Genomic DNA, 25251 nt, shown 5'->3' on the forward strand with positions numbered 1-25251 from the left:
GGCTCAGGCCACTTCGATGGTGTTGAGAATGCGCGCGATGATGTCCTCGCTGCTCAGCTCCTCCGCCTGGGCCTCGTAGCTGAGTCCGATGCGATGGCGCAGCACGTCGGCGGCAACGCCCTTGATGTCATCGGGAGTCACGAACCCACGGCGGCGCAGGAAGGCGTGCGCACGGGCCGCGCGGGCCAGGAAGATCGTGGCACGCGGGCTGGCACCCCAGGCGATCAGACCCTTGAGGTCGCCCAGACCGGCCTTCTCCGGTTCGCGTGTGGCGAAGACGATGTTGAGGATGTAGTCCTCGATCTTGCGCTCGACCAGAATCTGGCGGCAGAGCTCACGGGCCTTGAGGATGGTCTCGGGAGTGCACACGGGCGAGATCGTGGACAGGCTTTCGCCCGTCATGCGCTTGAGGATCTCACGTTCTTCCTCGCGCTCGGGATAGCCGATGCGGATCTTGAGCATGAAGCGGTCGGTCTGGGCTTCGGGCAGCGGATAGGTGCCCTCCTGCTCGATCGGGTTCTGGGTGGCCAGCACCAGAAAGGGACTGGGCAGGATGTGCGTCTCACCGCCCAGGGTCACCTGGCGCTCCTGCATGGCTTCCAGCAGGGCGGCCTGGACCTTGGCCGGGCTGCGGTTGATCTCGTCGGCCAGCACGATGTTGGCGAAGATCGGCCCCTTGCGCGTGTGGAATTCACCGCTCTTCTGGTTGTAGATCATGGTGCCCAGCACGTCGGCGGGCAGCAGGTCGGGAGTGAACTGGATGCGCGAGAAACTGGTGTCGATGGCGCGAGCCAGTGTGGACACGGTGCTGGTCTTGGCCAGACCGGGCAGGCCCTCGAGCAGGATGTGTCCGTCGGCCAGCAGCCCGATCAGCAGGCGTTCCAGCATGGGCCGCTGGCCCACCAGCATCTTGCGTACTTCCCGATCGAGATCGTCCAGGAAGCCCGCGTGCTCCTCGATTCGTCGTGACATCTCGAGAGCGTCGAACTGCATCCCTCGCACTCCTTCCTGATTGATGAACATGCCGCTCGGCGCGGCCAGGCAATTCGGCTCGGGCCCGGACCGGTCCCGGGCGAGTCCGTTCACAAGAAAATGCCGGTTCCAGCGAACCGGCATTCCGCCATTCATTCAAGCCGACACCCCGCACACGCAGCCCGGGGCCCCGGACCGTGATCAATGTCCTTCGTGGGCCTTCTCGGGTGTCGCGCTCACGGGCGCGGGATCCGTGGAATCCGGAATGATGTCGATCTCACTCAGGTTCTGCCCCAGATGTTCCAGCTCCCACTGCGCGCTCTGCAGGAGTTCGCTGTTGGGGTACTTCGCGATGAAATCGGTGTAGGCCGTGCGGGCCTGCTCCTTCTGGTCCAGCTCGTTGGCATAGAGATAGGCCACCATGAACTGGCACTTGGCCGCCTGGCTGCTGTCGGCGAATTCGCTGACGTACCGGCTGTACAGGCGCACGGCGTCGCTGAAGCGACTCTCGGCGTGGGCGGTCTGGGCTTGCTGGAAAACGTCGCTGGCGTTTTCCTTCTGGGCCGCGGGATTGCAGGCGACCATCAGGCCAAGGCACAGGGCCATCCAGACACTTCGTTTCATTATTCCACTCCTGTTGCTGGTTGCATCACTGCCGCTGCGGCCGGCAAAGGTAAAAATCGGTGACCGTACCGCAAATCGGCTTGTTCAGCTTTGCGGCGCTGCTCGAGGCATTCTCGGGGCCGCGGGTGTTGCAGGCGTTGCCCGGGCGTGACTCGTCGAATTGCTAGGTTGAGCGGCGTTCGCGGCACGCGCTCCCGGGGACCGGGTCATTCCCTCTCCCCCGGACCGGACGAACCCGTGCCCGTCCCATCGGGTTCCGCAAGCCGGAAAGTGTTTTGCCCGCTCCGGGCAACCAGCAGGGAGATCAGCCAGCTCCATGTCCGATCCTCATCCCCCCGCCCAGCCACAGGTCGAGCTCGAGGACCGGATTCACATCGGAGACAACCGTGAGCTGCTGGCCCGGATGCCCGATGCCTGTGTGGACCTGGTACTCACCGATCCTCCCTACAAGGATTACCAGTCCAACCGGCCCCGGGCCCGTGAAAAGGTCAAGAAGATCGACGCCCAGTGCTTCGACATTCCCGAATTCCTGGCCTCGATGGAACGCGTGATGCGCGACGGCGCGCACTTCTACTGCTGGTGCGACCACCTGAGTTTCCCCGATCTGGTGCTGGCCCTGCGCGAGCGCAAGGACCTGGTTCCCCGTGGGTCGGCGCATCTGGTCTACAAGAACTGCCTGGTCTGGGTCAAGAACAATCACGGCTCGGGCGACCTGCGCTCCAACTGGGCCCCCCAGCACGAGTTCGTGCTCTTCGCCAGCAAGGGCCGGGCCCGCAGCCGCGAAGCCCCGCGCAGCCCCAATGTGTTCTACAACCGCGACGACGAAGACCCATCGCGCATCCGCTTCGTCAAGCGGGTCAGCAACTACGCCTTCGAGCACGGCACCTCCAAGCCGGTGGAACTGCTCGAGCGGATGATCCTGATGAGCTCTCGCCCGGGCGAGCTGGTCTTCGATCCTTTCGCCGGCAGTTGTTCCACGGGCGAAGCCGCCTTGCGCACGGGTCGGCGCTACCTGCTGGCCGAACTGGACGAGGATCACGGCCGCCGGGGCAGCGAGCGGCTGGAACTGGTGCGCCAGGAACTGGCCCCACCCCACCCGGCGCCCGTGCAGCACACCACGGAATGAGACAGGGCGGCTCCAATGAGCCGCCCCTTTTTGTGTGCCATCGGTGCTGGGGAGCGCGGATCAGCGGCGGCCGCAGGGCGTCCGCTGCATTGGCGCTCCGGAGGCCATCCCCTGGCAGCCAGCAAACGAATTCATCCCAAGAAGCCTGTACACAAAATGAACAGGGCGGCCCGAAAGGACCGCCCTGCGAGTCACCAAAGGCGTGGGGCGCGGATCAGCGGCGGCCGAAGGGCGTCCGCTGCATCGGCGCTCCGGAGGCCATCCACCTCCATCAGCCCTTCTTTTTGTCGTCCACCACTTCGAAGTCGGCGTCCACGGCGCCGTTGTCCGTGGAACCCGCCTCGCCTTGCTCGGCGCCTTGGGGGCCGCCTTCCGCACCGGAGCCGCCGGCCTGGTTCTGGGCATTCTCGTACATGCGCTTGCTCACATCGTTCCAGAGGGTCTCAAGGGCTTCGCTGGCCGACTTGATCTCTTCGGTGTCCTCGCCCTTGAGGGCGGTTTCGATGCGTGCCACGGCGGTCTCGAGGCCGGAACGATCCTCGGCCGTGATCTGCTCCTTCAGCTCCTCCAGCTGCTTCTTCGTCTGGAAGACCTTCTGGTCGGCCGTGTTGCGAATCTCGACCTGCTCCCGGCGCTTGGCGTCGGCCTCGGCATTGACCTCGGCCTCCTTGCGCATCTTCTCGATCTCGGCGTCGGAAAGGCCCGAGTTGGCCGTGATCTTGATCGACTGCTCCTTGTTGGTGGCCTTGTCCTTGGCCTTGACCGCGAGGATGCCGTTGGCGTCGATGTCGAAGGTCACCTCGATCTGGGGCACGCCGCGGGGAGCCGGGGGAATGCCATCCAGCTGGAAGCGCCCGATGGTCTTGTTGTCGCCCGCCATCGGCCGCTCGCCCTGCAGCACATGGATGTCCACCGTGGGCTGGCTGTCCGAGGCCGTCGAGAAGACCTGGCTCTTGCTGGTGGGAATGGTCGTGTTGCGCTCGATCAGCACGGTCATCACGCCGCCCATGGTCTCGATGCCCAGCGAAAGCGGTGTCACATCCAGCAGCACCATTTCCTTGTCGTTCATGTCGCCGGCCAGAATGCCCGCCTGGATCGCGGCGCCCATGGCCACCACCTCGTCGGGATTCACGCCGCGGTGGGGCTCCTTCTGGAAGAAGGCCTTGACCGCCGCCTGCACGGCCGGCACTCGCGTGGAACCGCCCACCAGAATCACTTCGTCGATCTGGGACAGGCTCTTGCCCGAATCGGCCAGAGCCTTGCGGCAGGGCTCGATCGAACGCTTGATCAGGTCATCCACCAGGTTCTCGAACTTGGCCCGGCTCATCTGCAGGTCCAGGTGCTTGGGGCCTTCGGCGGTGGCGGTGATGAAGGGCAGGTTGATGTGCGTCTCCATCGCGCTGGAGAGCTCGATCTTGGCCTTCTCCGCGGCTTCCTTGAGGCGCTGGAGGGCCATCGGGTCCTTGCGCAGGTCCACACCCTCGGCCTTCTGGAACTCGCTGGCCAGGTGATCGATCAGGCGCTGGTCGAAGTCGTCGCCGCCCAGGTGTGTATCACCATTGGTGGCCAGCACTTCAAAGGTGCCGTCGGCGATTTCCAGGATCGACACGTCAAAGGTGCCGCCACCCAGGTCGTACACGGCCACGATTTCCTCGCCCTTCTTGTCCAGTCCGTAGGCCATCGCGGCCGCGGTGGGCTCATTGACGATGCGCTTGACGTCCAGACCGGCGATCTGGCCGGCTTCCTTGGTGGCCTGACGCTGGCTGTCGTTGAAGTAGGCCGGCACGGTGATCACGGCCTCGGTGACCTTCTCGCCCAGATAGTCCTCGGCGGCCTGCTTCATCTTCTGCAGGATCATCGCGCTGATTTCGGGCGGCGCATAATCCTTGCCGTCAATCCGCACACGCGCCACACCGCCGTTTCCGGACACGACCTCGTAGGGCACTTCCTTGATTTCGTTGGCCACCTCGTTGAACTGGCGACCCATGAAGCGCTTGATCGAGAACAGGGTGTTGCGCGGATTGGTCACCGCCTGGCGCTTGGCCGGGCTGCCCACGATGCGTTCGCCGTCCTTCTTGAAGGCGACGATCGAGGGAGTCGTGCGACCGCCCTCGGCGTTGGCGATCACGGTGGGCTCGCCACCCTCGATCACGGCCACGCAGCTGTTGGTGGTGCCCAGGTCAATTCCGATGATCTTTCCCATGGTTGGATCTCCTTCTATTTCTTGCTGATTCTTGTGCTCACGATGAACCGGGTGTCCGGCCCCGGGGGCGACGCCAGGAGTGTGGCCCGCCCCCCGCCCCGTTGCGCTTGCTCCGGGATGCCCTCAGGTTTGGCAAGGACCGTGCCAGAACGGGAATGCAAACCAATGCTTGTATTTGTTGAACTTGCAGCGGGCTTGTCAGGACCCGGCCCGGACGATGACACCACGCCTGACACCTGTGCGCCAGATTGGCAGTATTGTGCGATCGAGGCGCAATCAAGCGGCAGGTTCTGTCAGGGGGTGGCAGGGGCGCCCGCGGACGCTCTGGCGGCGGCGAACTCGCCCAGGCGGATGACCGTATCCACATAGGCATCGCTGTGATTGTAGCGGCGCAGCACACGGCGCTGTTTCTCCGGGGGCACCCCGGCTTTCCAGCCATTCTGCTTGAGATAGTTGCCCATGCTGGCCACGGCATCCGGCAGGTGAAACAGATTCACCGCGCCATCCCCGTCCCCGTCACGGCCATAGGCCTTCAGGCTGCTGGGCATGAACTGGCACAGTCCCAGCGCACCTGCCCAGCTCCCGGCCTGCAGATGCCAGTCCGGCGAGCCGCCGTATACATCCCAGAAAGCCTGCAGTTCACCGAGCGAGCGTGTCGCGCGCGAAACGGCGCGCTTGCTGATCCGTGCGCGCAGGGCGTTGCGCTCGGCGGAGCCACCGGCACGCAGCTCACGAGCCAGGGCGCTGTCGGCGTTCTGCTCGATCACCCGATTCAGGCGGGCAAGCTGCAGGCTGAGATTCAGGTCCACCAGATTCCACTTGCCCGTATAGGCTCCCAGGCGGGTTTCGATCATCAGGATCGCGCCCGTGATCCGTGGGGGAACGCCCCAGATCTGCTCGGCAGCCCGCAGCAGGCTGTCCTGATCCACCAGAAAACCGGCGAGACGCGTGATCACCGAATCCTCGAAGAACTTCTGGTAGGGGTCGGCGCTGTTGGTTGTGTGCAGGTTGATCTCGATCGCCCGGGGCAGGAAGCTGCGTTCGGCAAGCGCCAGGCTGTCGATGGTGGACTCGCTGAAGTCGGCCCGTCGCAGGCATTGACGCAGAAAGTCCTGTTCATCCTGATTGAAGGGACGCTCCCCGGCCGCCTGCCCACGCGTGACACAGAGCAACAGGGCAAGCAGCAACGAGCGCAGCATGGGGGTGGTTCCTTGCATGATGGTTCCGTGTGTTGCCTGCACCCGGCCGACGCAGAACGGGTGGACCTCAGAGCCGGGCCAGTCGATCCAGTTGTTCCGGCCCGCAGAGCGACAGATTCAGGGTGGCCGCCTGCCGGGCACGTGCCAGGCGCAGCTCATCAGGGAGCCCGCAAAGGGTTCCCGCCAGCAGGGCGGCACCCAGGACGTCTCCGCAGCCCGTGCTCTCCACCACGCACGCCTCCAGGGCCGGCCAGTGGCGGGACATGCCGGGACGCGAATGCATGAAGCCACGTGCCGCGTCCGTGATCACGATCTCACCGATACCCAGCCCGTGAAGTTCCCCCAGCAAGTCGCCCGTGTCGGCCAGGGTCAGGGGTGAGTGCGGTGCCAGGCACGCGCATTCGTCCAGAGTCAGCTGCAGCAGGTCGAGATCACGCAACCACTCCTGCCAGCGGTGCAGAGGTCGCAGGCGTCGGGCGCGACCGGCGCGCGCATCCAGGCTCAATGAATGCAGGTCCAGCTGCAGGAATGGCGGACGGGCCGTGTCGCGCAGGATACGCCGCCAGTGGCTCCAGCCGCGCAGACTGAACTCCCGGCCCGAGGTGAAATTCAGCAGCACCGCATCCCAGGGACCGGCGGGACATTCGTCCAGGGTGTATCCACCAACGGTCAGCCAGCTGCGCTCGCGTTTGTGTTCGGGGTCGCGGCAGTCCAGTTCGACCCGGTTGGAGGCTCTGTCCCTCCAGAGCACCTCGCCGGGAGCGTTGCCACTCCCGGCGAGGATCGCGGTCAATTCGTGCGTCAGGTCCAGACCCGCCAGCAGCCGTGCGTTCAACCGCGCAGCGGGCAGCAGAGCCTTCAGGGCCAGCAGGCTGTAACACGCTCCGCCCAGACTGTCCTGCCGGGTCAGCCGGCCGCTGGAGTCGGCGAACAGCAGCTGGTCACGATTGATGGTTCCCAGCAGCAGGACCCGCAGTGTCCGGGCGTCAGCGTGGGCCACTGCGTGCGGGGGGCGTCCGGAACGACTCAACGATCATCGTCGTCGTCATCGTCCCAGTCGTCGTCCTCTTCAACCTCTTCGTCCCACTCTTCCTCGCCGTCGCCTTCGACCTCTTCGATCTCTTCCCAGTCATCATCATCATCGTCGTCATCATCCAAGTCACGGTCGCGGTTCACAACGGGCAGAACATCCAGATCGTCCTCATCCCCCTGTGCCTCACCGTAGAATACGGCGGGGCCCTTCGGCCGCTCAACACCCTTCATCGTGTCCTCCTGGTCTTCACTTTCTGACTCAATGAACCGGCCCCGGCGGAAGTCCAACCGGATCGGTACTCCCTCAAAGTCGAATGCACGTCTCAGCTGATTTTCCAGATAGCGATGATACACGGTGGTCAACATTTCCGGGTGGTTGCAACGGAAGACGATCCATGGCGGATCGTTGCGCACCTGGATCACGTCCCGGAAACGGATCCAGTTGCCTTCTCGCGCGGGTGGCGGGCGGCGTTCGATGGCGCCCAGCATCTTGCTGCGCAGTTCTTCGGGGTCCAGCCACTGGGCCCGGTTGGCCGCGATGCGCTCGGCCATTTCCAGCACGCGCGGCGCGCGTTGCCCGGTGAGGGCCGAAATGAACAGCACGGGAACCCAGCGCAGGGTGTGGATGTTCCGAAGCATCTCCTCCTGCATCTTGCGTGCGGTATTGGTTTCCTTTTCGGGGACCGTGTCCCACTTGTTCACCACCAGCGCCACGCCCTTGCGCTGGGTCACGGCCTCTTCCAGCACCTGGATGTCCTGGCGGGTCAGGCCTTCGGCCGGTTCCACCAGCAGCATGCAGACCTGGGCGGTCTCGATGGCCGACAGCGTGCGCAGACGCGAGTAGAACTCGATGTTCTCGCGAATCTTGGTCCTGCGGCGCAGGCCCGCCGTGTCCACCAGTACGTACTTGCGACCGTCCACGGTCACCGGGGTGTCAATGGCGTCCCGTGTGGTGCCAGCCACGGGCGTCACCAGGACGCGATTGTCGCCCAGCAGACGGTTGACCAGCGAGGACTTGCCCACGTTGGGCCGCCCGATGATCGCCACGCGCAAGCCCTGATCGGCGATCTGGCTGGGCATTTCGGGCAGCAGCTCGATGATGCGATCCAGCAGGTCGCCCGTGTGACGACCACTGTTGGCGGCAACTCCCATCGGCTCGTCAAGGCCCAGAGTCCAGAACTCGGGGGTCTCCAGTTCAAGTTTCTGGTTGTCGACCTTGTTCACCACCAGCAGGAAGGGCTTGCCCGTGCCCCGGATGATGCGGGCCATCATTTCATCGGTACGGGTCACACCGGTCTGCACGTTGCAGAGCAGCAGCAGCACATCCGCTTCGGCAAGGGCCAGATCCACCTGCTCGCGAATCGCCAGATCGAAGAGTTCCTTCGAATCGGGCACGTAACCGCCCGTGTCCATCAGGCGAAACTCGACACCGTTCCAGTCCATGCGGGCCAGATGACGGTCGCGGGTCACACCGGGATGGTCGTCCACAATGGCGGCGCGGGTTTTGGTCAGGCGATTGAAGAGGGTGGACTTGCCCACATTGGGCTGTCCGATGATGGCAACGACCGGGAGACGCTTCATCGAGGAGTTTCCTCACTTGCGGAAGAGGACCCGGATCTGCCGGGCGGCATCTGGAACAGGCCGCGCCCCCACTTCCAGGCCAGGGCGGCCAGCGGCACGGCCAGGAGCACCCCGAAGGGACCCAGCACGGCTCCACAAACGACCAGCGCCACCAGCACCCCCAACGGGTGCACACCGACGCTGCGCCCCAGGATCAGTGGGGAAAGCAGCAGGCTTTCGAGCAGTTGCACGGCCAGAAATGTGCCCGCCACCACGGAAACCGCGGCCAGCGGAGCTTGTTGGAAAACGGCGACCAGCAGACTGACAAGCAGTGAGACGGCCAGACCGAAGAATGGCACCAGGGACAGCAGCCCGGTCATCAATCCGAGCCAACCGGCACCGGGGAGCGTGCCCCAGGCCAGCCCCCCCCAGGTGAGCAGCCCGATGGCCAGACTGACCAGCAGTTGCCCGATGGCCCAGGCCCTGAAGATCTGGATCACCTCGCGCAGTCGCTGTTCAAGACCCTGTCGCACGCGCTCTCCTGATTGCTCCGGAAGGTCGTCCATCCGCTGGCGGCGCAATGTGTGAAATCCTGCAATCCGGGCCAAGCCATCGCCGACGCCCTGAGCGGTGATGTTCCGAATGCCGCATAAAAAAGTTCGGGCGCTTGATGTTTGTCAGAAATTTCCTTGCAAATCCATCTGCCCCATGTTACTCTTGGGCCGGTTCGCATCGATAGCGGCGAACTGCCCGAACACGGGCAACCGTGTGGAACAAGGTGCCAGCCTTGAACCTGGGCAGAGAGTCGCTGGGCAAATCGGTGAGTTCCTCCTTCTTCTTTCCTACAAGCAGGTTTTAGGGCACAACTGAGAGGGCTGGATCCCCAATCCAGCCCTTTCTGCTCTCCGGGATTTTCCCCAAGAACATCAAGCCATCAATGACGCAGGTGACGGCGCGCCAGCTGGTGTACTCGTTCCGCTTCGGCAGGGTCCAGCGGCAGGTCCGCGGGCAGGGGCGCGGTGTAGCTTTCCATCTGGGCGGAAATGCTGCCGATGAAGATCTTGGACTTCATCTGCACCGGAATCCGGCGTTCGTCCGCCGTGAGCCAGATGAACACTTCGCCCTCGGACTTGAAGAGACCATCTCCCACCAGCACCGGCTGCACCTTGAAACAGTCGAACTCCCCGGCCTTGACCTTGACCTTCTCGCGAGCCAGCACCTTGATCGCCAGGGAATAGTTCTTGAGTTCGTCCACGGTGCTCACATATTCGACCTTGCCCACTTCCAACGGGCGGGTACGCAGCCAGTAGAATGCCGAGAGCACATCCTGCACATGGTGGGCAAGTGTCTCGACGCGCACCGGTTCGCCGGCCTTGATCTTGCGGATCTGTCCGGCTTCGGGGTCAATCTCGAAGCGCCGGTCCTTCTTGTAGCGGCCCTCGCGCAGATTCTTGGAAAGCCCGCGGCTGGTGAGATCACGCACATCCATCAGACTGGTCACCCGGTCGCGAACCGGGTAGAGCGCACTGATCACGTCATTGGAAAGCGCCTCGCTCTCCAGTTCCCAGCAGAGCCTCCCGCGCACGCTGAGCGTGTCCTTGACCCGCAGCCAGCTGGTGCCGGCATGGATCAGGCCCCAGCCGATGCGGAACTGGATCACCTCGCCCGAGCCGAACGGGACTCCGGCCTGACCGCGCGGGGCAGCAAGCAACAGGATCCAGAGGAACAGCAGGGCTCTCATGACGGCTCTCCAAGTCGCTCGGTCAGTTCTTCAAGGGAACAGGCCCCGGCACGCAACAGGCTCCAGCCCGATGCATCCAGCCGGATCACGGAACTGCCCCGGGCCAGCGGGGGCGAACCTGCCAGCCGGCCTGCGATTCCGTCGACCAGACCAGGATCCAGTTCATCGACGGACCTCATATCGGCAGCACCGCTCAGATTCGCGCTGCTCAGGGCCAGAGGCCACTCCAGCAGATTCAACAACGACGATGCGGGGGAAGGTCCCGGGACCCGCACTCCAACGGTGTCCTTCCAGCGCGGAAATCGTCGCGCGAAGCGGACCGGGGTGGGCATCACCACGGTGACGGGCCCCGGTAGCAGTCGGGACAGGCGTTCCAGCAGGCGGGGTTCGGGTTCCAGCATCGTCTCCAGGGCCGTCAGAGTGCCGAAAGCCAGCGAAATGGCCTTGCTGGGTGCGCGGCCCTTCAGATGATACAAGCGGTCCACCGCGGATCCGGAATCCGCTCGGCAAGCCAGTCCGAAGAGCGTATCCACGGGCAACAACAGAACCTCACCGCGGGTCAGCAGGTGCAGGCAACGGGAGTCATTCAGGATTGGAAGTGCGTCAGCAGCCATTCAGGGAGCTTTGGTGTCCTTGGGGTCGTCCTGCTGGATTTCCTTCTTCAGCTCCTCCACCGGAGTGCGCATGCCGCGCTTGAACTCGGTGATGGCCTTGCCCAGGCCGTGCGCGATCTCGGGGATCTTCTTGCCACCGAAAAGCAGCAACACTCCCAGCAGGATCAGCAGCATTTCCCATCCACCCGGGAAACTCATGACAACCTCCACGGTTCTCGATTGGGGTCCGTGTCACAGACCAGTGCGCACACACCGCAGGAACTCCGCATCCCCTTCGGCGGCCAGCAGGGCTTCCCGGTAGGATTCGGCGCGCAACAGGCCCGACAGGCGGGCGACCAGCTTAAGGTAAGGGGTGATTGCCCGCAAGGGCACCCCGAAAAGAAAGAACAGGTGCGCCGGACCATCGGGAGCGCCAAAATCCACGCCCTGCCGGCTGCGTCCGACCAGCATCACGATGTCGTCCACTTCCGCGCTGCGGGCATGGGGCAAGGCACACCCATGCTCCAGCCCGGTGGGAGTGTCCCGTTCGCGGGCCAGCAGGTCCAGGATGAACCGCTGGTGGTCGCGCACATGAGGACAGCCCTCGAGCCGTGCGCCCAGTTCCTGGATCAATTCCTCGGCAGTGCCTGCCTTGAGTTCGGAGCATACCGCCCAGGGTTCGGGCAACAACATGAACAGACTTCCCGCTTGCTTTTCTGCGCTGACGATCAGGGGCTGAAAGTAGGAAGATCCCCGGCGGGCGGCAAACTTGCTTGGCAGGAAAGCTGTTTTTTCAAGGGGGTGGCATTGACTTTCCCTGATTTGAGTGCGAAAATGGGCGTCTTGCACGAGCAAGGGCCGGAGTGGCGGAATTGGCAGACGCGCATGTTTCAGGTACATGTACTCGAAAGGGTGTGGGGGTTCAAGTCCCCCCTCCGGCATAACCGCAATCAATCAATCAGTTCAGGGGTTCGAGCCGCATGGCCCACCACAAGTCCTGCATCAAGCGAATCAAGACCGCAGCCGAAGCCAACGCCCGCAATCGCGCCTGGCGCAGTCGCATGCGTACCGAAATCCGCAAGCTGCGCGAGATGAGCGAAGCCGGTGCCGCCACCGAGCAGTACCGCAAGATCACCAGCATGCTGGATCGCCTGGTCTGCAAGAACGTGCTCAAGGCCAACAACGCCGCCAACCGCAAATCGCGTCTGGCCCACTTCGTGGCCACCCTCGGTTAGTCCCCGAGTCACAGCAACACAAGAAAGCCCGTTCCAGCGAACGGGCTTTTTGCATGCCTTCCTCCGCTCCCGATCCGCTCAGTCGCGGCTCCAGACTGGCCCCTGGGGCGTGTCCTTGACCGTGTAGCCCAGCTCGGAAATCTGCTGGCGCAACGAATCGGCCCGGGCCCAATCCTTGTCGGCCTTGGCCTGGCTGCGGGCCTGGACCAGGGCTTCCACCTGCGATTCGAGGTCCGTGTCACGCTCCTCGGCCAGGATCGCGAAGAGGCTGTCCACCTCCTGCACCCACCCGAGCATGCGGACTCCGTCCTCGGCCGACAGCTTGCCCGCGTCGGCCAGGGCGTTCGCCTCGCGCAGAAACGTGAAGAAGTGCCCCAGCGCGCCGGATGTGTTGAGGTCGTCGTCCATCGCCTCGGTGAAATCCCGGCGGCAGGTTTCGACCAGGCGGGCAGTCTCCTCCGCGGCTCCACTGCCGTCCAGCCCGGCCGCGAGGCGCCGGGCGAACTCGCGGATCCGGCGCACGGCGGCCGCCCCCTGTTCCAGGCCCTCGGTGCTCAGGTTCATCTGCTGGCGGTAGTGTACACGCAGAATGGTGAAACGGATCGCCACCGGGTCGAAGCCCTGCCCGACCAGGTCACGCAGGGTGAAGAAGTTGCCCTTGCTCTTGGACATCTTGGCGTTTTCGACCAGCAGGAATTCCGAGTGCATCCAGTAATTCACGAAGGGATGCCCCGTGGCGCACACGCTCTGGGCGATTTCGTTCTCGTGATGCGGGAAGCGGTTGTCCACTCCGCCGGTATGGATGTCGAAGTGCTCACCCAGGTACTTGATGCTCATGGCCGAGCATTCCAGATGCCAGCCCGGGCGGCCCTTGCCCAGCTCGGTTTCCCAGAACACGTCGCCGTCCTCGGGTACCCAGGCCTTCCAGAGCACGAAGTCGCGTACATCGTCCTTCTCGTACTCGTCGTTGTCCACACGCCCGCTGGACACCATCTGGTCGGGGGCCACATTGCTCAGTCGCCCGTACTCGGGATAGCTGGAGAGCCGGAAATAGATCGAGCCCTTGTGCTCGTAGGTGTGGCCGCGCTCGCGCAGCTGCTTGATCATCTCCACCATCTCGGGTGTGTGATCCGTGGCGGCCGGGTAGTGCTCGGCGCGTTCGATGCGCAGGGTGTCCAGATCCTCCATGAAAGCTTTCAGGTAGATCCCGGTGTACTCACCGAGACTCTGGCCTTCCTCCTGACTGCGGCGAATCGTCTTGTCGTCCACATCGGTGATGTTCATCACCTGGGTCACCTCCAGCCCGCGAAAGCGGAGAAAACGGCGCAGCAGGTCCTCGAAGAGGAAGGTGCGGAAGTTGCCGATGTGGGCGTAGTTGTGCACGGTGGGTCCGCAGGTGTACAGGCTGACCTTGCCCGGAATGAGTGGCACGAAGTCCTGCTTTTCCCGACCCATGCTGTTGTAGAAACGAATCGCCATCAGGCACTCTCCCCATGATCGCGGCCCAGGCGTGGATAGACCAGCCCGAAGCGGCGGCGGTAGTAAACGCGTGCGGCACACCAGAAGCCCAGCATCAGGGCGCCGAACCAGGGCCAGCCCGGCACAAGCGCCAGGGCCTGCAGCAGGATCGACCAGCGACTGACCGGCCCCGCCTCGCTGGAATCGGGCTGCCGCGCTCCCCAGGCGGTCAGACCCAGGGCGCCCAGGGCGGGCAGCGCCACCACCCATTGCCCGAGCGCCAGACCCGTGGCGCAGGACGCCAGCAGAAACAAGGCCGCCAGTTGCCAGGTGCGGGCTTCGCCGTAACACACCGGAAAGGTGCGCTTGCCATTCTGGCGGTCGCCTTCCCTGTCGGGCAAGGTGGTCAGCAGGCCCACACCCAGGCAGGCCAGCAGGATCGGCAGGGAATGCAGCACTCCTGAGCCGGGATTCTCCAGCCCTCCCAGAAGGGCCGCCTGAAGATACAGCGCGCTGGTGGCCGGTGCCAGCGTGACCATGCCCGCCCAGGGCCGGTTCTTGGTGGCCAGCGGCGGCAGGTTGTACACAAGGCCCGAGAGCACGAAGAAGCCCACGGTCAGCAGGCTGTTGAGCCAGCCCAGCCAGAGCGACACTCCAATGCCGCTGAGCAGCAGGCCCAGCGCCAGTGTCCACGCGGCCCGCACGCTGACCAGCCCCTGGTCCAGAATCAGCAGCTTGCCGTTGGCGCGGTCGCTCTCCAGATCGTGGAGCTGGTTCACGATGACCGCCGCACCCGAGATGCAGGCGTACTCCAGCATCAACAGCCAAAGGTTCAAGGAATCCGCCGGGGCATTGCCCGGGCAATGGAATCCCAGAATCAGGATGATCCAGTTGACGAAGAACAGGGTGGGGCGGCTGAGGAAAAAAAGATCCGCCAGGCGCATCAGGATTCCGGCCCCCGATCCAGTCCGAAGACGGCATCCAGCGGATACTCACCCAGATCGCTGTGCGCCACCCGTGCCTCGAGCCCCGAAATACGGGCCACTTCACTGTGGCGCAGGTCCGGGTCGATGCGGGCCGGGCTCAACTGCACGCACACCGTCTGATTCTGTTCGGCGGCCAGGCTGAAGGCCGCCATCAGGGGATCGGGGTCGGGCCGGTACCAGCCCGGCTCCAGCTCCAGCAACCCCGCGGGGCGAGCCAGTCGCAGACGCCCATGGTGCCAAAGATAATCGGCCGCATCGGCGAAGGCGTCAAGATCGCGCCGGAGGCGGCGCTCCTGTTCGGTGGTGTTGGCCGTCTGCAACTTGAGCCAGCGATCCGCACCCAGCAGACGGTTCACACCGAGGGTGCCCTGGATCACGGCGCCACTGCGCACGGGTTCGGCCCGGTCCATGCCGGGCAGCCGGCGCTTGCCGGGAGTCACCAGGTTGTGGCAGCCCAGACCGGGCAGCGCGCGCTCCAGCTGAGCCGCTTCGTCCACGCTCAACCAGAGCCGTGTGCGCTGGGGATCATGGGCTTCCTGGACCGTGCCCAGCAGCGGGCCCAGGTCGGGGCCTTCCAGAATCTGACGCCAGTCCTCGCCCGATTCGCACCCTCCGGCCACCACGCGCACCCCTCCGGCGGGCAGGGACCAGACGCGGACCAGCAACCAGGGACAGGCCGGCAGCAGCGACCGGGCGGTGGTGGGTGTCTGTGTCACGCGGGGTCGATCTCCAGCAGCAGCGCCCCTTTTTCCAGCTGGGCACCGGCCTCCACCGCGATCCGTGTGACGACGCCCGCGCAAGGAGCCTTGATTTCGTTCTCCATCTTCATGGCCTCCACCACCACCAGACCCTGGCCTTTCTCGACCCGGTCGCCGGGGGCCACTTCCAGCGCGATCACCTTGCCGGGCATGGGCACCTCGACCCGGCCGCTGACCCGGTCGCTGAGCCCCAGGCCCAGCTCGGCGAAGCGGTGTTCCAGCTCGCTGAACACGGTCATGGAAAACTCCCGGCCATTGACGCGCCAGAGTGTGGCGTCGAGTTTTTCCACCCGGTAGATCCGGTCGCCCAGGCGCAGGGTCAGCTCCCCGTCGGCGAAATGGCCCTGGACCTCGAAGGAGCCCAGCGGCGAATCCAGGCGGCCCGCGTCACCGCGGCCATGCCAGCCCAATTCCAGCTGCGTGTCGCCAGCCTGGATGCGGTAGCCCTTCATCGTGCCCCCCTGTATTTCCAGGCCCACCGGGAATCGCCCTCGCAGGTGCAGTCCTCCGCGGAGGACGCCCCCGTGTCGGCCTTGCCCTCCGATTCCCTGAGGATGCGCCAGAGCGACGCCGCCAGCAGATTCAGCGAATCGTCGGGATCATCGCCTGAATACTGGGCGCGTCCCAGCAGGCCGGTGTCGTACACTCCGCGCACGAAATCGGGTTGACGCAGCACCCAGGCCAGAAAGTCCAGATTGTGAGGCAGGCCCGACAAGCGAAACTCGGCCAGCGCCCGCAGGCTGCGTGCCACGGCCCCCTCGCGGGTCTGGTGCCAGCAGATCAGCTTGGCCACCATCGGGTCGTAATGCACCGTGATCTCCATGCCCGCCCGCAAGCCCGAATCCATGCGTACTCCGGGGCCTTCGGGCAGCCTGAGGGCGCTTACCGTGCCGGTGGCGGGCAGAAAGCCCGCGCGCGGGTCCTCGGTGCAGACCCGGCATTCGATGGCGTGTCCGCGGGCCTGGATGTCGGCCTGGTCGATCGCGAGGGGCAGGCCGGCGGCCACCCTCAACTGCTGTTCGACCAGATCGATGCCCGTGACCATTTCGGTGACCGCGTGTTCCACCTGAAGCCGCGTGTTCATTTCAAGGAACCAGAAATTCTGCTCGCCATCCATCAGAAACTCGATGGTGCCCGCATTCTGGTAGCCCACGGCGCGCGCGGCCTGCACGGCCGTCTCGCAGATCGCCTGACGGGTGGCCGGCAGCACGAAGGGGCTGGGGCTCTCCTCCACCACCTTCTGGTGGCGGCGCTGCACGCTGCACTCACGCTCACCCAGATGCAGCACACGCCCATGGGAGTCGGCCAGGATCTGCACCTCGATGTGATGCGGGTCGCGCACGAACTTTTCGATGTAGACCTCGCCGTTGCCGAAGGCGGCCAGCGCCTCGCGCGTGGCGGCATTGACCGCGGCAAGCAGATCCTGCTCGCGCTCCACCAGCCGCATGCCCTTGCCCCCTCCGCCGGCGGCCGCCTTGATCATCACGGGAAAGCCGATCTCGCGCGCGATCTTCAGTGTGGTCTCCGGCTTGTCGAGGGCCGCCTCGGTTCCTGGAACCACCGGAACTCCCGCGGCGATCATGGTGCTGCGGGCGCGCGTCTTGGAGCCCATCGCCTCGATCACGGCGGGCGTGGGTCCCACGAACCTGATGCCCGCCTCGCCGCAGGCCCGCGCGAAGTCGGCGTTCTCGGAGAGGAAGCCGTAACCGGGATGGATCGCGTCCACCCCCAGGCGCAGGGCGTGCTCCAGAATCCGGTCGCCGCGCAGATAGCTCTCGCGGCTGGGGGCGGGGCCCAGGCAGACCGCTTCGTCGGCAGCCTGGACGTGGGGCAGGTTGCGGTCGATCTCCGAGTGCACGGCCACGGTGGCGATACCCAGTTCCCGGGCCGTGCGGATGACTCGCAAGACGATCTCACCGCGATTGGCGATCAGAAGTTTCCTGAACATGGTCATTCCGATTGGGGTGTGTCACAAGCGACTCTCGCGCCTGCCTGCCATCGGGCGGCAGCGCGCGAGCAACGGGCCAAGATAGAGGCTCGCTGGCTGAAATGGAATCTGACGGCAGGGTCAAAGACGGCAGACCAGCCGGCGCAGCTCCTCGACCACCTTCGGCTCTGCAGGGGGGCCATTCGGCACGGTCTGACCGAACCAGTCGGGGGCCTGCGCTCCCGTGCATTCCAGCTCGAGCCGGCGGCAGCCCCGCCGGTAGAGGGCATGTACTAGTGAGGGGAACTGGATCGCGCGCTGCGGGTCCAGCTCGGGATTCTCCCCGGCCAGGATCTCGGCGCCTCCATCCCCGTCGTTGAGCGCGGCCAGTACGGGCTGGGAACCACCGGTGGAGAGCAGCGAATCGCCCGCATCGCGCCAGCTTTCCCTCTGTCCCTCGGGCAACTCGAGCACCAGGGCGTCCAGTCCTTCGATCCAGCCCGAGCGGACTTCCTCGCCGGGACTTCCCGCCGAGGCGAGATCCAGACGGAATCGCGTGCGCGGACTTTCGGCCACGAATCCCCGCTCGAGGGCCGCGGGCTCGGGGTCCGGAGTGATCCGGGAAGGCAGGTGCCAGACCAGCTGACGGGCCCCGGCCGCCCGGGCGGTATCGATGGCCGCGGCCAACAGGCGCTTCGCCAGACCACGCCAGGCGCCCTGCCAGGGCAGATTGAGTTCATCGACCAGCAGACCCTGTACGCCGCGATCCTCGCGCAGCAGCAACATCGAGCCCAGCGGGACCATGCCTTCGCGAGCCAGCAGGCACCACTCGGGGCGGCTCTCGCCACTCTTCCAGAGGCGCCGGATCCGGTTCTCGTGTGCGCGCCGCTCACGCAAGCCCTGGGCCTGCACGGCCGAGCTCCAGAGCCGCAGTTCGTCGGCCCGGATGCCGCTTACCCGGAATTCCATGCTCATGGTCGGCTCGCGTCGGGAAAGACTTCGGCCGAGTCCACGCTCAGTCCGCGCGCCTCGCTGGCAAGCTGGCTGGCGGTGGTCAGCACGACACGGGCTCCGGCTTCGCCCGGGCGAAGCCAGCGCGTGGCACAGGCCTTCAGGTCGGCGTCACCGCAATCGAGCAGGCGCGCACGGAAGGCATCACGCGAGGTGTCGCTCTGGCCCAGCAGGAACATCGAGAGCCCGGTGCCGGCCGCCATGCCGGGTCGCACGGGCGAATCCAGCTGGCGCAGCGCGGCGATGCGTGCTTCCTTGAGTTCGGCGGCACTCCAGCTGCCGGCCACCAGTTCCTCGCGTGTCCGGCGATAGTCGTCCAGGGTACCGGCAATCCGGGGATCGCGCCAGGAAAGCAGCACCAGCGACCGGTAGTTGGCCAGATAACTGGCGGCCGCCCCGTAAGCGCCGCCTTCGGCACGAATGCGGGTATACAGAGGCTTGACCATCAGTTTGGTCAGCAGGAAAAGCAGCGGCGCGTCGGGGTCGGTGTAGGCGGGAGCGGGCATGCCCTCGGCCACGAAGGCCCCGTTGACATCCGTGATCCAGGCTTTCAGCTCCGCGGGCATGTCGGCCACGACAGCCAGTTCCGCGCTCGCCGCCGGCCTGGTGGCGCGGGCCGCGATGCGATCCAGCAAGGGACGGAACAGCTCCTGCGCCCTGTCCATGCCCTGGGCACTGCCCGCGAGGGCCAGCACGGGTGATTCGGTGGTGAACACGCGCTCCAGTTGTGCGCGCAGCGCCTCGCCGAGCTCCCGGCCTTCCGGATCCAGGGCGTGCACGCGCTGGACGCCCTCGATGCCGTCCACGAGCGAGTGCAGCCTGCCCATGGGTGAGACCAGCGCCAGAGCTTCGGCATTGACATAGGACGTCGCACTGGAAACCACACCGCCACGCAGGTTGCTGCGTACCAGACCGCACAGCTCGCGCAGGCGTTCCGGCGCATCCAGATCGGGTTCGAAGAGCACCTGCTCGAGCAATTCGATGCACTCGGGCAGGCGCCGCTCGAGGCAGCGCGAGCTGAGCAGCATGCGGTGCACGTCCCGCTGGCCGTCACTGGCCATGCCGTGAAATCCGCCCAGACCGATGCCGCCGGTGACCGACTGGATCCGCCGTGCGGTGGCCTCGATGCCCCGGCCGGCCAGCGAGAAGCGCGGCAGCAGGGACAACAGGTCCTCGTCGGCCAGTCCAGCGCCCAGGGCGTCCACGGAAAGGGCCAGCCTCAGATGCACGATGCCGTTGGTGGGCTGAGCAAAACGCAACACGCTGGCCGCGCCCTTCAGAGTACCGTGTGCCACGGGCAGGCGACGCGCCTCCCGCGAAATCAGCGCGGGGTCCAGATCGGGCAGACAGGAAAGATCCTGGGGATCGTCGCGGTAGGCCTTGACCCGGCGGGCGTCCTCGAGAATCGCGGCGCGGCCGGCGTCATCAAGGCTCGCGGCGCGGCGGGCCAGCTCCTCGTCTTCCTCGCGCTGTTCGCGCTCGCTGCCACCGGCTTCGGGCAGCATCACCAGGCTCAGGCGCTCGGGATTCTCCAGCAGGTGAGTCCTGATCAGTGTGGGCAGGAAGCGCGGGTCACGGGTGGCCAGACGGATCTGCTCGAGCTGCTCGTCGGAATGCAGCAGCTCAAAGGGATCGGAACCGTTCATCCAGGCCGCCAGCACATCAAAGGACAGACTCAGGCCCCAGGGCGAGCGCCCACTGTCGGTATTGCGCAGCTCGAACTCCCAGCGGTCCAGGACCGCCTCGATCGCGTCGCTCTCGATGCCCTCCCGCTCCAGTCGGCGCAGCTCCGCGTCGATCACGTCTTCCATCTCGCCCACGCGCTCCGGGTCGATGCCTTTCAGTCCGGCGCCGAACCAGCTCTGGGCGCCCCAGGAATTGAATCCCGCGGGGGCCAGACCACTGCCCAGACCACATTCCAGCAGGCGCTTGTTCAGCGGGGCGCTCAGATTGCCCGCGATCACCTCGAACAGGAAGCCCAGCTCGAGGGTCCGGACGCTGTCCGCCGTGTCCGGCAGGCGCCAGCCCACCGCGGCCATGCGCTGCTCGGCGGCGGCACTGCCTTCGGCCACCGGCAGGGTCCGTGTCACGCGCCGTGGTGCGGACCATGGCGTCTGGTGCCAGTCGAAGGGCACCGGATCGCGGGACTCGAAGTCGGCGAAGACCCGATCCAGTGCGGCCAGCAGGTCGGCCGGGTCCTGATCACCGAATGTGATGCACCAGCTGTTCGAAGGATGGTAGTGGCGCTCGTGGAACTCTCGCAGACCGTGCACGTCCAGCTCGGGGAAATGGGCCGGAATGCCTCCCGACTCCACCGAGTAGACACCTTCGGGAAAGAGCTCGCGTCTCATCACGCGATGGAACCAGCCATCCGGGTTGGCCAGCGCGGCCTTCATCTCGTTGAAGACCACGCCCTTGAACTGCAGCGGCGTGGACGCGTCCTCGGGATTCTCGTTCTCCAGTCGCCACCCTTCCTGAAGGAAAGTTTCGTCCTTGAGCAGTGGATGGAAACAGGCGTCCAGGTAACAGGACATCAGGTTGCGGTAGTCGGTGTCGTCCGTGGAGGCGAAGGGATAGAACGTGTGATCCGAGGACGTCATAGCGTTGAGATAGGTGTACAGGGAGCGGCCGCTCAGATGGCGAAACAGGTGCACCGGGTAGGCCTTCGAGCCCTCGAGCACGCTGTGTTCGAGAATGTGGGCCACCCCGGAATGGTCTTCGGGCAGGGTGCGAAAGCCCATCACGAAGGTTTTTTCACCCTGGCTCGACTGCAGATGCAGGTGCCGGGCACCGGTGCGCTCGTGCACCAACTGCCAGGCCCGCAGGTCCAGGCTCTCTAGCAGCTCCTGCTTGATCAGGCGGTAACCATGGGTACGTGTTCCGGGAACGGGGGAGATGAAGTCGGGAAACTGGGTCACGGCACATCCAGAGTTGGTGCCCGCCGGTCGCGCACTCAGCGTGTGCGGGACTTCACGGGCAGAAAAATGTCAACAGGTCGAAGTCGGACGGCGCATGACTAGAAGTCCGCCCCCAAAGTCAGGTAGAGTTGCGGCCCCAGTGGGTTGCCGTCGAGGGTGCTCGACCAGGCCCAATCGAATTTGAGCAGCGCGAAGCCTACGTTGAGGCGCGTGCCCCAGCCGTAGCCGAGCATCAGATCCCGCAGATGGCCATCGGAGTCCGCGGCGTCGTACCCCTTGTCCTGATACCAGGCCGTGCCCACGTCGGTGAAGAGCACACCCCGCAGATTGAACAGGGCCATGTTGAAGGGCCAGCCGGTGACCAGGTAGTGGATGATCGGAAAACGGAATTCCAGGTTGGCCAGGGCGTAGCGGTCGCCCTCGCCCTGATAGATCGCCGTACCGCGCAGGGGCTGGATGAAACTGCTGTAATACAGTTCGGTGATGTCGCTGCGCAGGGTGTTCTCGGTGGTGTCGCTGTATGCCTTGTAGTACTTGGAATTGATCCAGCCCGGCGCCCCTCCCAGGAAGAAGACCTGGCGCTGGCTGCCATAACTGGCGCCCATGCTGGCCCGGGCCGCGATGCCCAGGTCGGGGCTCAGCCTGAAGTACTTGCGCATGTCCAGTTCCAGGCTGTGGAAGTCGTTGCCCACCGCGGCCCGGGTATCCACGGCATAACTGCGCGTGTAGGACAGGGCGGCGCGGCTGCCGTTGGCCGGTCCGGTGCTGCCCCAGAGTGAATTGTCGAAGACCAGCGAGGTGGTGCTGGTGAGGAAGTTGCCCTTCAGGTAGTCATGAAAGGTCTCCACTCCATAGCCATAGGGGTCCACCTCCGCCCGATTGAGACTGTCACGCGTGATCGTGGTCCAGGTGACCGTCTGCCCCAGGCGCATGAACTGGTTGAAGGGATAACTGGCACTGGCGAAGGCGCCGAACTGGTTGTCCTGATAGAAGCGGTCGTGGACTTCCGAATCCAGATAGCGCACATAGCGGAACACACCCCCGCCCACATCCGTGCGCCGCGCCTGATAGATGTAGTGCAGGTGGAAGTTGGAGAGCTCGATCCGGTCGTAGACGTTGAGGTAGAGATTCAACCGGTGGTTGCCCAGCAGGTCGCTGAAGACGATCTCGCCCGCGCCCTGGAAACCGTAGAGGTTGTCGTAGTAGGCGTCGGCCTCGGCCAGGTCGGGGCTGAAGCGAATGCGGTAATCACGGGGCACGTAGTTGCCCGCCTCGTCCTGGCGTGGGACGGGTGCGACCTCTTCGTCGGCCTTGTCCTTGTCTTCGCGCGTTTCCTTCTGGCGCTCCTCGAAGGTGTCCAGGGTGGTGAAGTCAAAGTGTTTCCACTCGCCCTCGCGCCCGATCAGGGCGTCGGCCACGTCCTCGCGCAGGGGCTCGCGTGTTTCCCCGGCCACGGCGGGTGTCTGGTCCAGACGGTTGAAGGGCAGCAGGGCCTCGTCGTCGTCGGGCATCTCGTCCAGATAGGGCAGGCGGTTGATGTCCTTGAGCAGGAAGATGTCGTAGCCACCCTGCTCGAAACTGCTGAAGAGCAGCTTGCCCGTGCGCGACACGCTGGGCTGGAAGATGCCGGTCAGCATGTTGGTGCGCCGCAGAGGCACGGCCTGCTGGTCGGCGGGCACCGAGTACAGGTTGAAGGCACCACCGGCGTCGGAGACGAAGAGGATCTCGTCCTGCCAGGTGTACACGGGTGTGCGCTCCTTGAAGGGGCTGTGGGTCACGCGCCGCAGGCGGTTCTCGTCCAGCACGGCCTCGTAGACGTCCATCTGGCCGTAATCCTCGGCGCTCATGTCGAAGAAGCGGTCGGTGCTCAGGTCGTCGTTGCGGTCGCTCACGAAGACCAGACGCTTGCCGTCGGGGCTGAAACTGGGGTCGAAATCGCTGTAACGATCCTCGGTGACCTTCTCGATGTCGCCACTGTCCAGGTCCAGGATCCAGATGTCGGAATGCCCCTTCTGCAGGGCCACGAAGGCGATGCGGTCGCCGGCCGGACTCCAGCTGGGCGAGAACAGGCCTTCCAGATCGAACTTGTACTCGGCCAGTACCTTGCCCGACTCGGGATCGAGAATGAACAGCGCGTCCTGGTCGCCGGCCTTCGAGGCGATCGCGATGCGGTTTTCATCGGGGCTCCAGCTGATGCCCGGGCGCAGCCAGTGCAGGCTCTCGAACTTGCCCGACTGCTGGCCGTGCAGGATCCGGTGTGCCTTTTCCGGCTCGGTGATCGAACTGGAGTACAGATCGAAGTAGCCGGTGCGGTCGGAGAGCCAGATCATCCGGTCGCCGCTGGGGCTGATCGCGGGACTGTTGTTGACGAAATTGCGCAGTTCCCGGTGATCCGTGATCCGGTCGGCCAGATCCCAGGCGATCTGGCGGTCCTTGATCGTGGGCCAGTAGATCCGGTTGAGATAGGCCTTCCACTTGACCGAGAGTTCTTCCACCCCGTAGCCCAGGCTGCTCTCGAAGGCCCGTTCCACATTGTGCATCGACTTCACACGGTGCATGATCTCGGCCACCTTGGGCTTGCCGAATTCATACTCGATGTAGTTGAACACGCTCTGTCCGCCCTTGTAGGACAGGAAACCGTAGAGCTGGGGAATGTCGCCCAGGTAGCCCGAGATGCTGGCATCGGCCATGAACATGTTGGCTTCGCGATCCCAGCCGCCGCGGCTGGTCCATTCGGAAAGGCCCTCGGCGAACCAGAGCGGCAGCGGAAAGCGGATCGCCCCGCGCAGGATCGAGTCGCCGTAGATCATGCTCAGCGAGATCGCATGGGTCAGCTCGTGGTGGATCACATGGCGGTAGTCTTCCCAGCTGCCCTGGAAGGGAATCACCACCCGGTTCTTGAAGAACTCGGTGAACCCGCCCACACTCTCCTCCACCAGTCCGCTGGAGACATTCGTGTTGGCAAAGTCGTTGTGGCTCTGGTAGGTGATGATCACGATGCGCTCGTTGTCGGGCAGTTCCCAGTCGAAATCACGGCTGAGCTGCTGGTAGGCGCTGTCGGCCACCTGGGCGGTGAACACGGCCTGGTCGTAGCCACCCTGGTAGTAGTACACATCGAACCACTGGCTCTCGATGAAGCGCCACACCTTGTGATCGTACTGCACCTTGTTCTGCCCGAAGGCCGAGGCCAGCAGGGGCAGAAGCAGGGCCAGCAGGGCACACGCGAATCTCATGGAGTGGAATCCTCTCTCAGGCTCAGGCCCAGCCCCGTGAACAGGGGGGCCACTTCTTCACGCAGGCGGCTGGCCAGCTCGGCCACGCCCGCGGCATTCTCGATCACCCGATGGGCGCGCCACGCCTTGTCTTCCTGGGGAATCTGGCTGGCGATGCGCTCGTGTGCTTCCTCGGGGGAAAACCCCCGGGTGCGCAGCAGGCGGTCGATGCGCTGCTCATCGGGGGCCAGCACCACCCAGATCTCGTCGCAGGACTCCTCGATGCCCCATTCGAAGATCAGGGCCGCATCCAGCACCACCAGCGGCTGGTCTTCCAGCGCTTCCAGGCGCGAGTCAAGGCTGCGGGCCAGTTCGGGATAGACCATCTCGTTCAGCTCCTGCAGCGCCCCCGCGTCCCCGAAGACCAGACGCCCCAGTTCCCGGCGCAGCAGGCTGCCATCCTCGGCGAAGACGCCGGGCCCGAAACGCTCGCGCACCCGGGCCAGCAGTGCGGCATCGCTTTCCAGCACCTCGCGGGCCACGGCGTCGGCATCCACCACGGGAATCCGTTGGTGGCGGAACCAGTTGGCCACAAGGGTCTTTCCCGCCGCGATGCCCCCCGTCAGCCCGATCAGGTACATGGATCTCCGCCCTTGTCGAACAGTCAACGCGAATGGCCGGCCCAAGATAGTCAAA

General features: G+C 65.0%; 20 protein-coding genes, 1 tRNA gene and 1 pseudogene. 3 read left to right on the forward strand and 19 right to left on the reverse strand.

Features of this window, described 5'->3' with window-relative positions; translation table 11 throughout:
- Positions 1 to 3 precede the first annotated feature (3 nt).
- A complete protein-coding gene (locus tag H6678_13350; GenBank protein ID MCB9474781.1) occupies positions 4 to 993 on the reverse strand; it encodes an AAA family ATPase in 990 nt (329 codons plus the stop codon).
- 180 nt (positions 994 to 1173) lie between these two features.
- On the reverse strand, positions 1174 to 1596 hold the full coding sequence (locus tag H6678_13355) for a tetratricopeptide repeat protein (protein ID MCB9474782.1): 423 nt from the start codon (positions 1594 to 1596) through the stop codon (positions 1174 to 1176).
- A gap of 316 nt (positions 1597 to 1912) precedes the next feature.
- Between H6678_13355 and H6678_13360 the strand changes: the two genes are divergently transcribed.
- Positions 1913 to 2722: a site-specific DNA-methyltransferase gene (locus tag H6678_13360; GenBank protein MCB9474783.1), complete on the forward strand. Its 810-nt coding sequence runs from the start codon at positions 1913 to 1915 to the stop codon at positions 2720 to 2722.
- A gap of 271 nt (positions 2723 to 2993) precedes the next feature.
- On the opposite strand, the gene dnaK is transcribed toward H6678_13360, so the two are convergent.
- The 9 genes from dnaK to H6678_13405 form a co-directional block, all read right to left on the reverse strand.
- Positions 2994 to 4925, reverse strand: coding sequence for a molecular chaperone DnaK (gene dnaK / locus H6678_13365; GenBank protein MCB9474784.1), 1932 nt, complete (start codon positions 4923 to 4925; stop codon positions 2994 to 2996).
- 293 nt (positions 4926 to 5218) lie between these two features.
- Complete coding sequence (locus H6678_13370; protein ID MCB9474785.1) at positions 5219 to 6142, reverse strand: lytic murein transglycosylase; 924 nt, start codon at positions 6140 to 6142, stop codon at positions 5219 to 5221.
- Positions 6143 to 6191: 49 nt separating this feature from the next.
- On the reverse strand, positions 6192 to 7124 hold the full coding sequence (locus tag H6678_13375) for a hypothetical protein (GenBank protein MCB9474786.1): 933 nt from the start codon (positions 7122 to 7124) through the stop codon (positions 6192 to 6194).
- 26 nt (positions 7125 to 7150) lie between these two features.
- Positions 7151 to 8737, reverse strand: a complete 1587-nt coding sequence (der, locus tag H6678_13380; GenBank protein ID MCB9474787.1) for a ribosome biogenesis GTPase Der — start codon at positions 8735 to 8737, stop codon at positions 7151 to 7153.
- On the reverse strand, positions 8734 to 9249 hold the full coding sequence (locus H6678_13385; GenBank protein ID MCB9474788.1) for an AI-2E family transporter: 516 nt from the start codon (positions 9247 to 9249) through the stop codon (positions 8734 to 8736). Before H6678_13385 ends, der begins: the two co-directional genes overlap by 4 nt.
- A 401-nt stretch (positions 9250 to 9650) precedes the next feature.
- On the reverse strand, positions 9651 to 10457 hold the full coding sequence (locus H6678_13390) for a DUF3108 domain-containing protein (GenBank protein ID MCB9474789.1): 807 nt from the start codon (positions 10455 to 10457) through the stop codon (positions 9651 to 9653).
- On the reverse strand, positions 10454 to 11071 hold the full coding sequence (locus tag H6678_13395) for a Sua5/YciO/YrdC/YwlC family protein (GenBank protein MCB9474790.1): 618 nt from the start codon (positions 11069 to 11071) through the stop codon (positions 10454 to 10456). Before H6678_13395 ends, H6678_13390 begins: the two co-directional genes overlap by 4 nt.
- Positions 11072 to 11269, reverse strand: a complete 198-nt coding sequence (locus H6678_13400) for a twin-arginine translocase TatA/TatE family subunit (protein ID MCB9474791.1) — start codon at positions 11267 to 11269, stop codon at positions 11072 to 11074. It abuts the gene before it with no gap.
- Between the two features lie 33 nt (positions 11270 to 11302).
- Positions 11303 to 11743 carry a PTS sugar transporter subunit IIA gene (locus H6678_13405; GenBank protein ID MCB9474792.1) on the reverse strand — a complete coding sequence of 147 codons (441 nt, stop codon included), beginning with the start codon at positions 11741 to 11743 and terminating at the stop codon, positions 11303 to 11305.
- A gap of 164 nt (positions 11744 to 11907) precedes the next feature.
- On the opposite strand from H6678_13405, the gene H6678_13410 reads away from it, so the two are divergent.
- Together H6678_13410 and rpsT are read left to right on the forward strand one after the other, a co-directional pair.
- Positions 11908 to 11991 (forward strand) — tRNA-Leu (locus H6678_13410).
- A 39-nt stretch (positions 11992 to 12030) separates the two neighbouring features.
- Positions 12031 to 12285 carry a 30S ribosomal protein S20 gene (gene rpsT, locus H6678_13415; GenBank protein ID MCB9474793.1) on the forward strand — a complete coding sequence of 85 codons (255 nt, stop codon included), beginning with the start codon at positions 12031 to 12033 and terminating at the stop codon, positions 12283 to 12285.
- A 78-nt stretch (positions 12286 to 12363) separates the two neighbouring features.
- On the opposite strand, the gene H6678_13420 is transcribed toward rpsT, so the two are convergent.
- The 8 genes and pseudogenes from H6678_13420 to H6678_13455 all read right to left on the reverse strand — a co-directional run bounded on the left by H6678_13420 (position 12364) and on the right by H6678_13455 (position 25196).
- Entirely contained in the window at positions 12364 to 13764 is a 1401-nt protein-coding gene (locus tag H6678_13420) for a cysteine--tRNA ligase (GenBank protein MCB9474794.1), read from the reverse strand.
- Complete coding sequence (locus H6678_13425; protein MCB9474795.1) at positions 13764 to 14687, reverse strand: UbiA family prenyltransferase; 924 nt, start codon at positions 14685 to 14687, stop codon at positions 13764 to 13766. The genes H6678_13420 and H6678_13425 overlap by 1 nt, the downstream gene beginning before the upstream one ends.
- A complete protein-coding gene (locus H6678_13430) occupies positions 14687 to 15445 on the reverse strand; it encodes a hypothetical protein (GenBank protein ID MCB9474796.1) in 759 nt (252 codons plus the stop codon). The genes H6678_13425 and H6678_13430 overlap by 1 nt, the downstream gene beginning before the upstream one ends.
- Positions 15442 to 17435, reverse strand: a pseudogene (locus H6678_13435) (acetyl-CoA carboxylase biotin carboxylase subunit). The gene H6678_13430 and the pseudogene H6678_13435 overlap by 4 nt, the downstream one beginning before the upstream one ends.
- A 120-nt stretch (positions 17436 to 17555) precedes the next feature.
- Entirely contained in the window at positions 17556 to 18389 is an 834-nt protein-coding gene (locus H6678_13440) for a hypothetical protein (GenBank protein MCB9474797.1), read from the reverse strand.
- Positions 18386 to 21343, reverse strand: a complete 2958-nt coding sequence (locus H6678_13445; protein ID MCB9474798.1) for an insulinase family protein — start codon at positions 21341 to 21343, stop codon at positions 18386 to 18388. The genes H6678_13440 and H6678_13445 overlap by 4 nt, the downstream gene beginning before the upstream one ends.
- A 98-nt stretch (positions 21344 to 21441) precedes the next feature.
- On the reverse strand, positions 21442 to 24576 hold the full coding sequence (locus H6678_13450; GenBank protein ID MCB9474799.1) for a PD40 domain-containing protein: 3135 nt from the start codon (positions 24574 to 24576) through the stop codon (positions 21442 to 21444).
- Entirely contained in the window at positions 24573 to 25196 is a 624-nt protein-coding gene (locus H6678_13455; protein ID MCB9474800.1) for a dephospho-CoA kinase, read from the reverse strand. Before H6678_13455 ends, H6678_13450 begins: the two co-directional genes overlap by 4 nt.
- Positions 25197 to 25251: the final 55 nt, after the last annotated feature.

Source organism: Candidatus Delongbacteria bacterium (genome assembly GCA_020634015.1).
Lineage (GTDB): Bacteria > CAIWAD01 > CAIWAD01 > CAIWAD01 > CAIWAD01 > JACKCN01.

Coding starts and splice junctions, on each gene's coding strand:
- H6678_13350 (MCB9474781.1), bottom strand. CDS start 993: ATGCAGTTCGACGCTCTCGAGATGTCACGACGAATCGAGGAGCACGCG.
- H6678_13355 (MCB9474782.1), bottom strand. CDS start 1,596: ATGAAACGAAGTGTCTGGATGGCCCTGTGCCTTGGCCTGATGGTCGCC.
- H6678_13360 (MCB9474783.1), top strand. CDS start 1,913: ATGTCCGATCCTCATCCCCCCGCCCAGCCACAGGTCGAGCTCGAGGAC.
- dnaK (MCB9474784.1), bottom strand. CDS start 4,925: ATGGGAAAGATCATCGGAATTGACCTGGGCACCACCAACAGCTGCGTG.
- H6678_13370 (MCB9474785.1), bottom strand. CDS start 6,142: ATGCAAGGAACCACCCCCATGCTGCGCTCGTTGCTGCTTGCCCTGTTG.
- der (MCB9474787.1), bottom strand. CDS start 8,737: ATGAAGCGTCTCCCGGTCGTTGCCATCATCGGACAGCCCAATGTGGGC.
- H6678_13390 (MCB9474789.1), bottom strand. CDS start 10,457: ATGAGAGCCCTGCTGTTCCTCTGGATCCTGTTGCTTGCTGCCCCGCGC.
- H6678_13395 (MCB9474790.1), bottom strand. CDS start 11,071: ATGGCTGCTGACGCACTTCCAATCCTGAATGACTCCCGTTGCCTGCAC.
- H6678_13400 (MCB9474791.1), bottom strand. CDS start 11,269: ATGAGTTTCCCGGGTGGATGGGAAATGCTGCTGATCCTGCTGGGAGTG.
- H6678_13405 (MCB9474792.1), bottom strand. CDS start 11,743: ATGTTGTTGCCCGAACCCTGGGCGGTATGCTCCGAACTCAAGGCAGGC.
- rpsT (MCB9474793.1), top strand. CDS start 12,031: ATGGCCCACCACAAGTCCTGCATCAAGCGAATCAAGACCGCAGCCGAA.
- H6678_13420 (MCB9474794.1), bottom strand. CDS start 13,764: ATGGCGATTCGTTTCTACAACAGCATGGGTCGGGAAAAGCAGGACTTC.
- H6678_13425 (MCB9474795.1), bottom strand. CDS start 14,687: ATGCGCCTGGCGGATCTTTTTTTCCTCAGCCGCCCCACCCTGTTCTTC.
- H6678_13440 (MCB9474797.1), bottom strand. CDS start 18,389: ATGAGCATGGAATTCCGGGTAAGCGGCATCCGGGCCGACGAACTGCGG.
- H6678_13450 (MCB9474799.1), bottom strand. CDS start 24,576: ATGAGATTCGCGTGTGCCCTGCTGGCCCTGCTTCTGCCCCTGCTGGCC.
- H6678_13455 (MCB9474800.1), bottom strand. CDS start 25,196: ATGTACCTGATCGGGCTGACGGGGGGCATCGCGGCGGGAAAGACCCTT.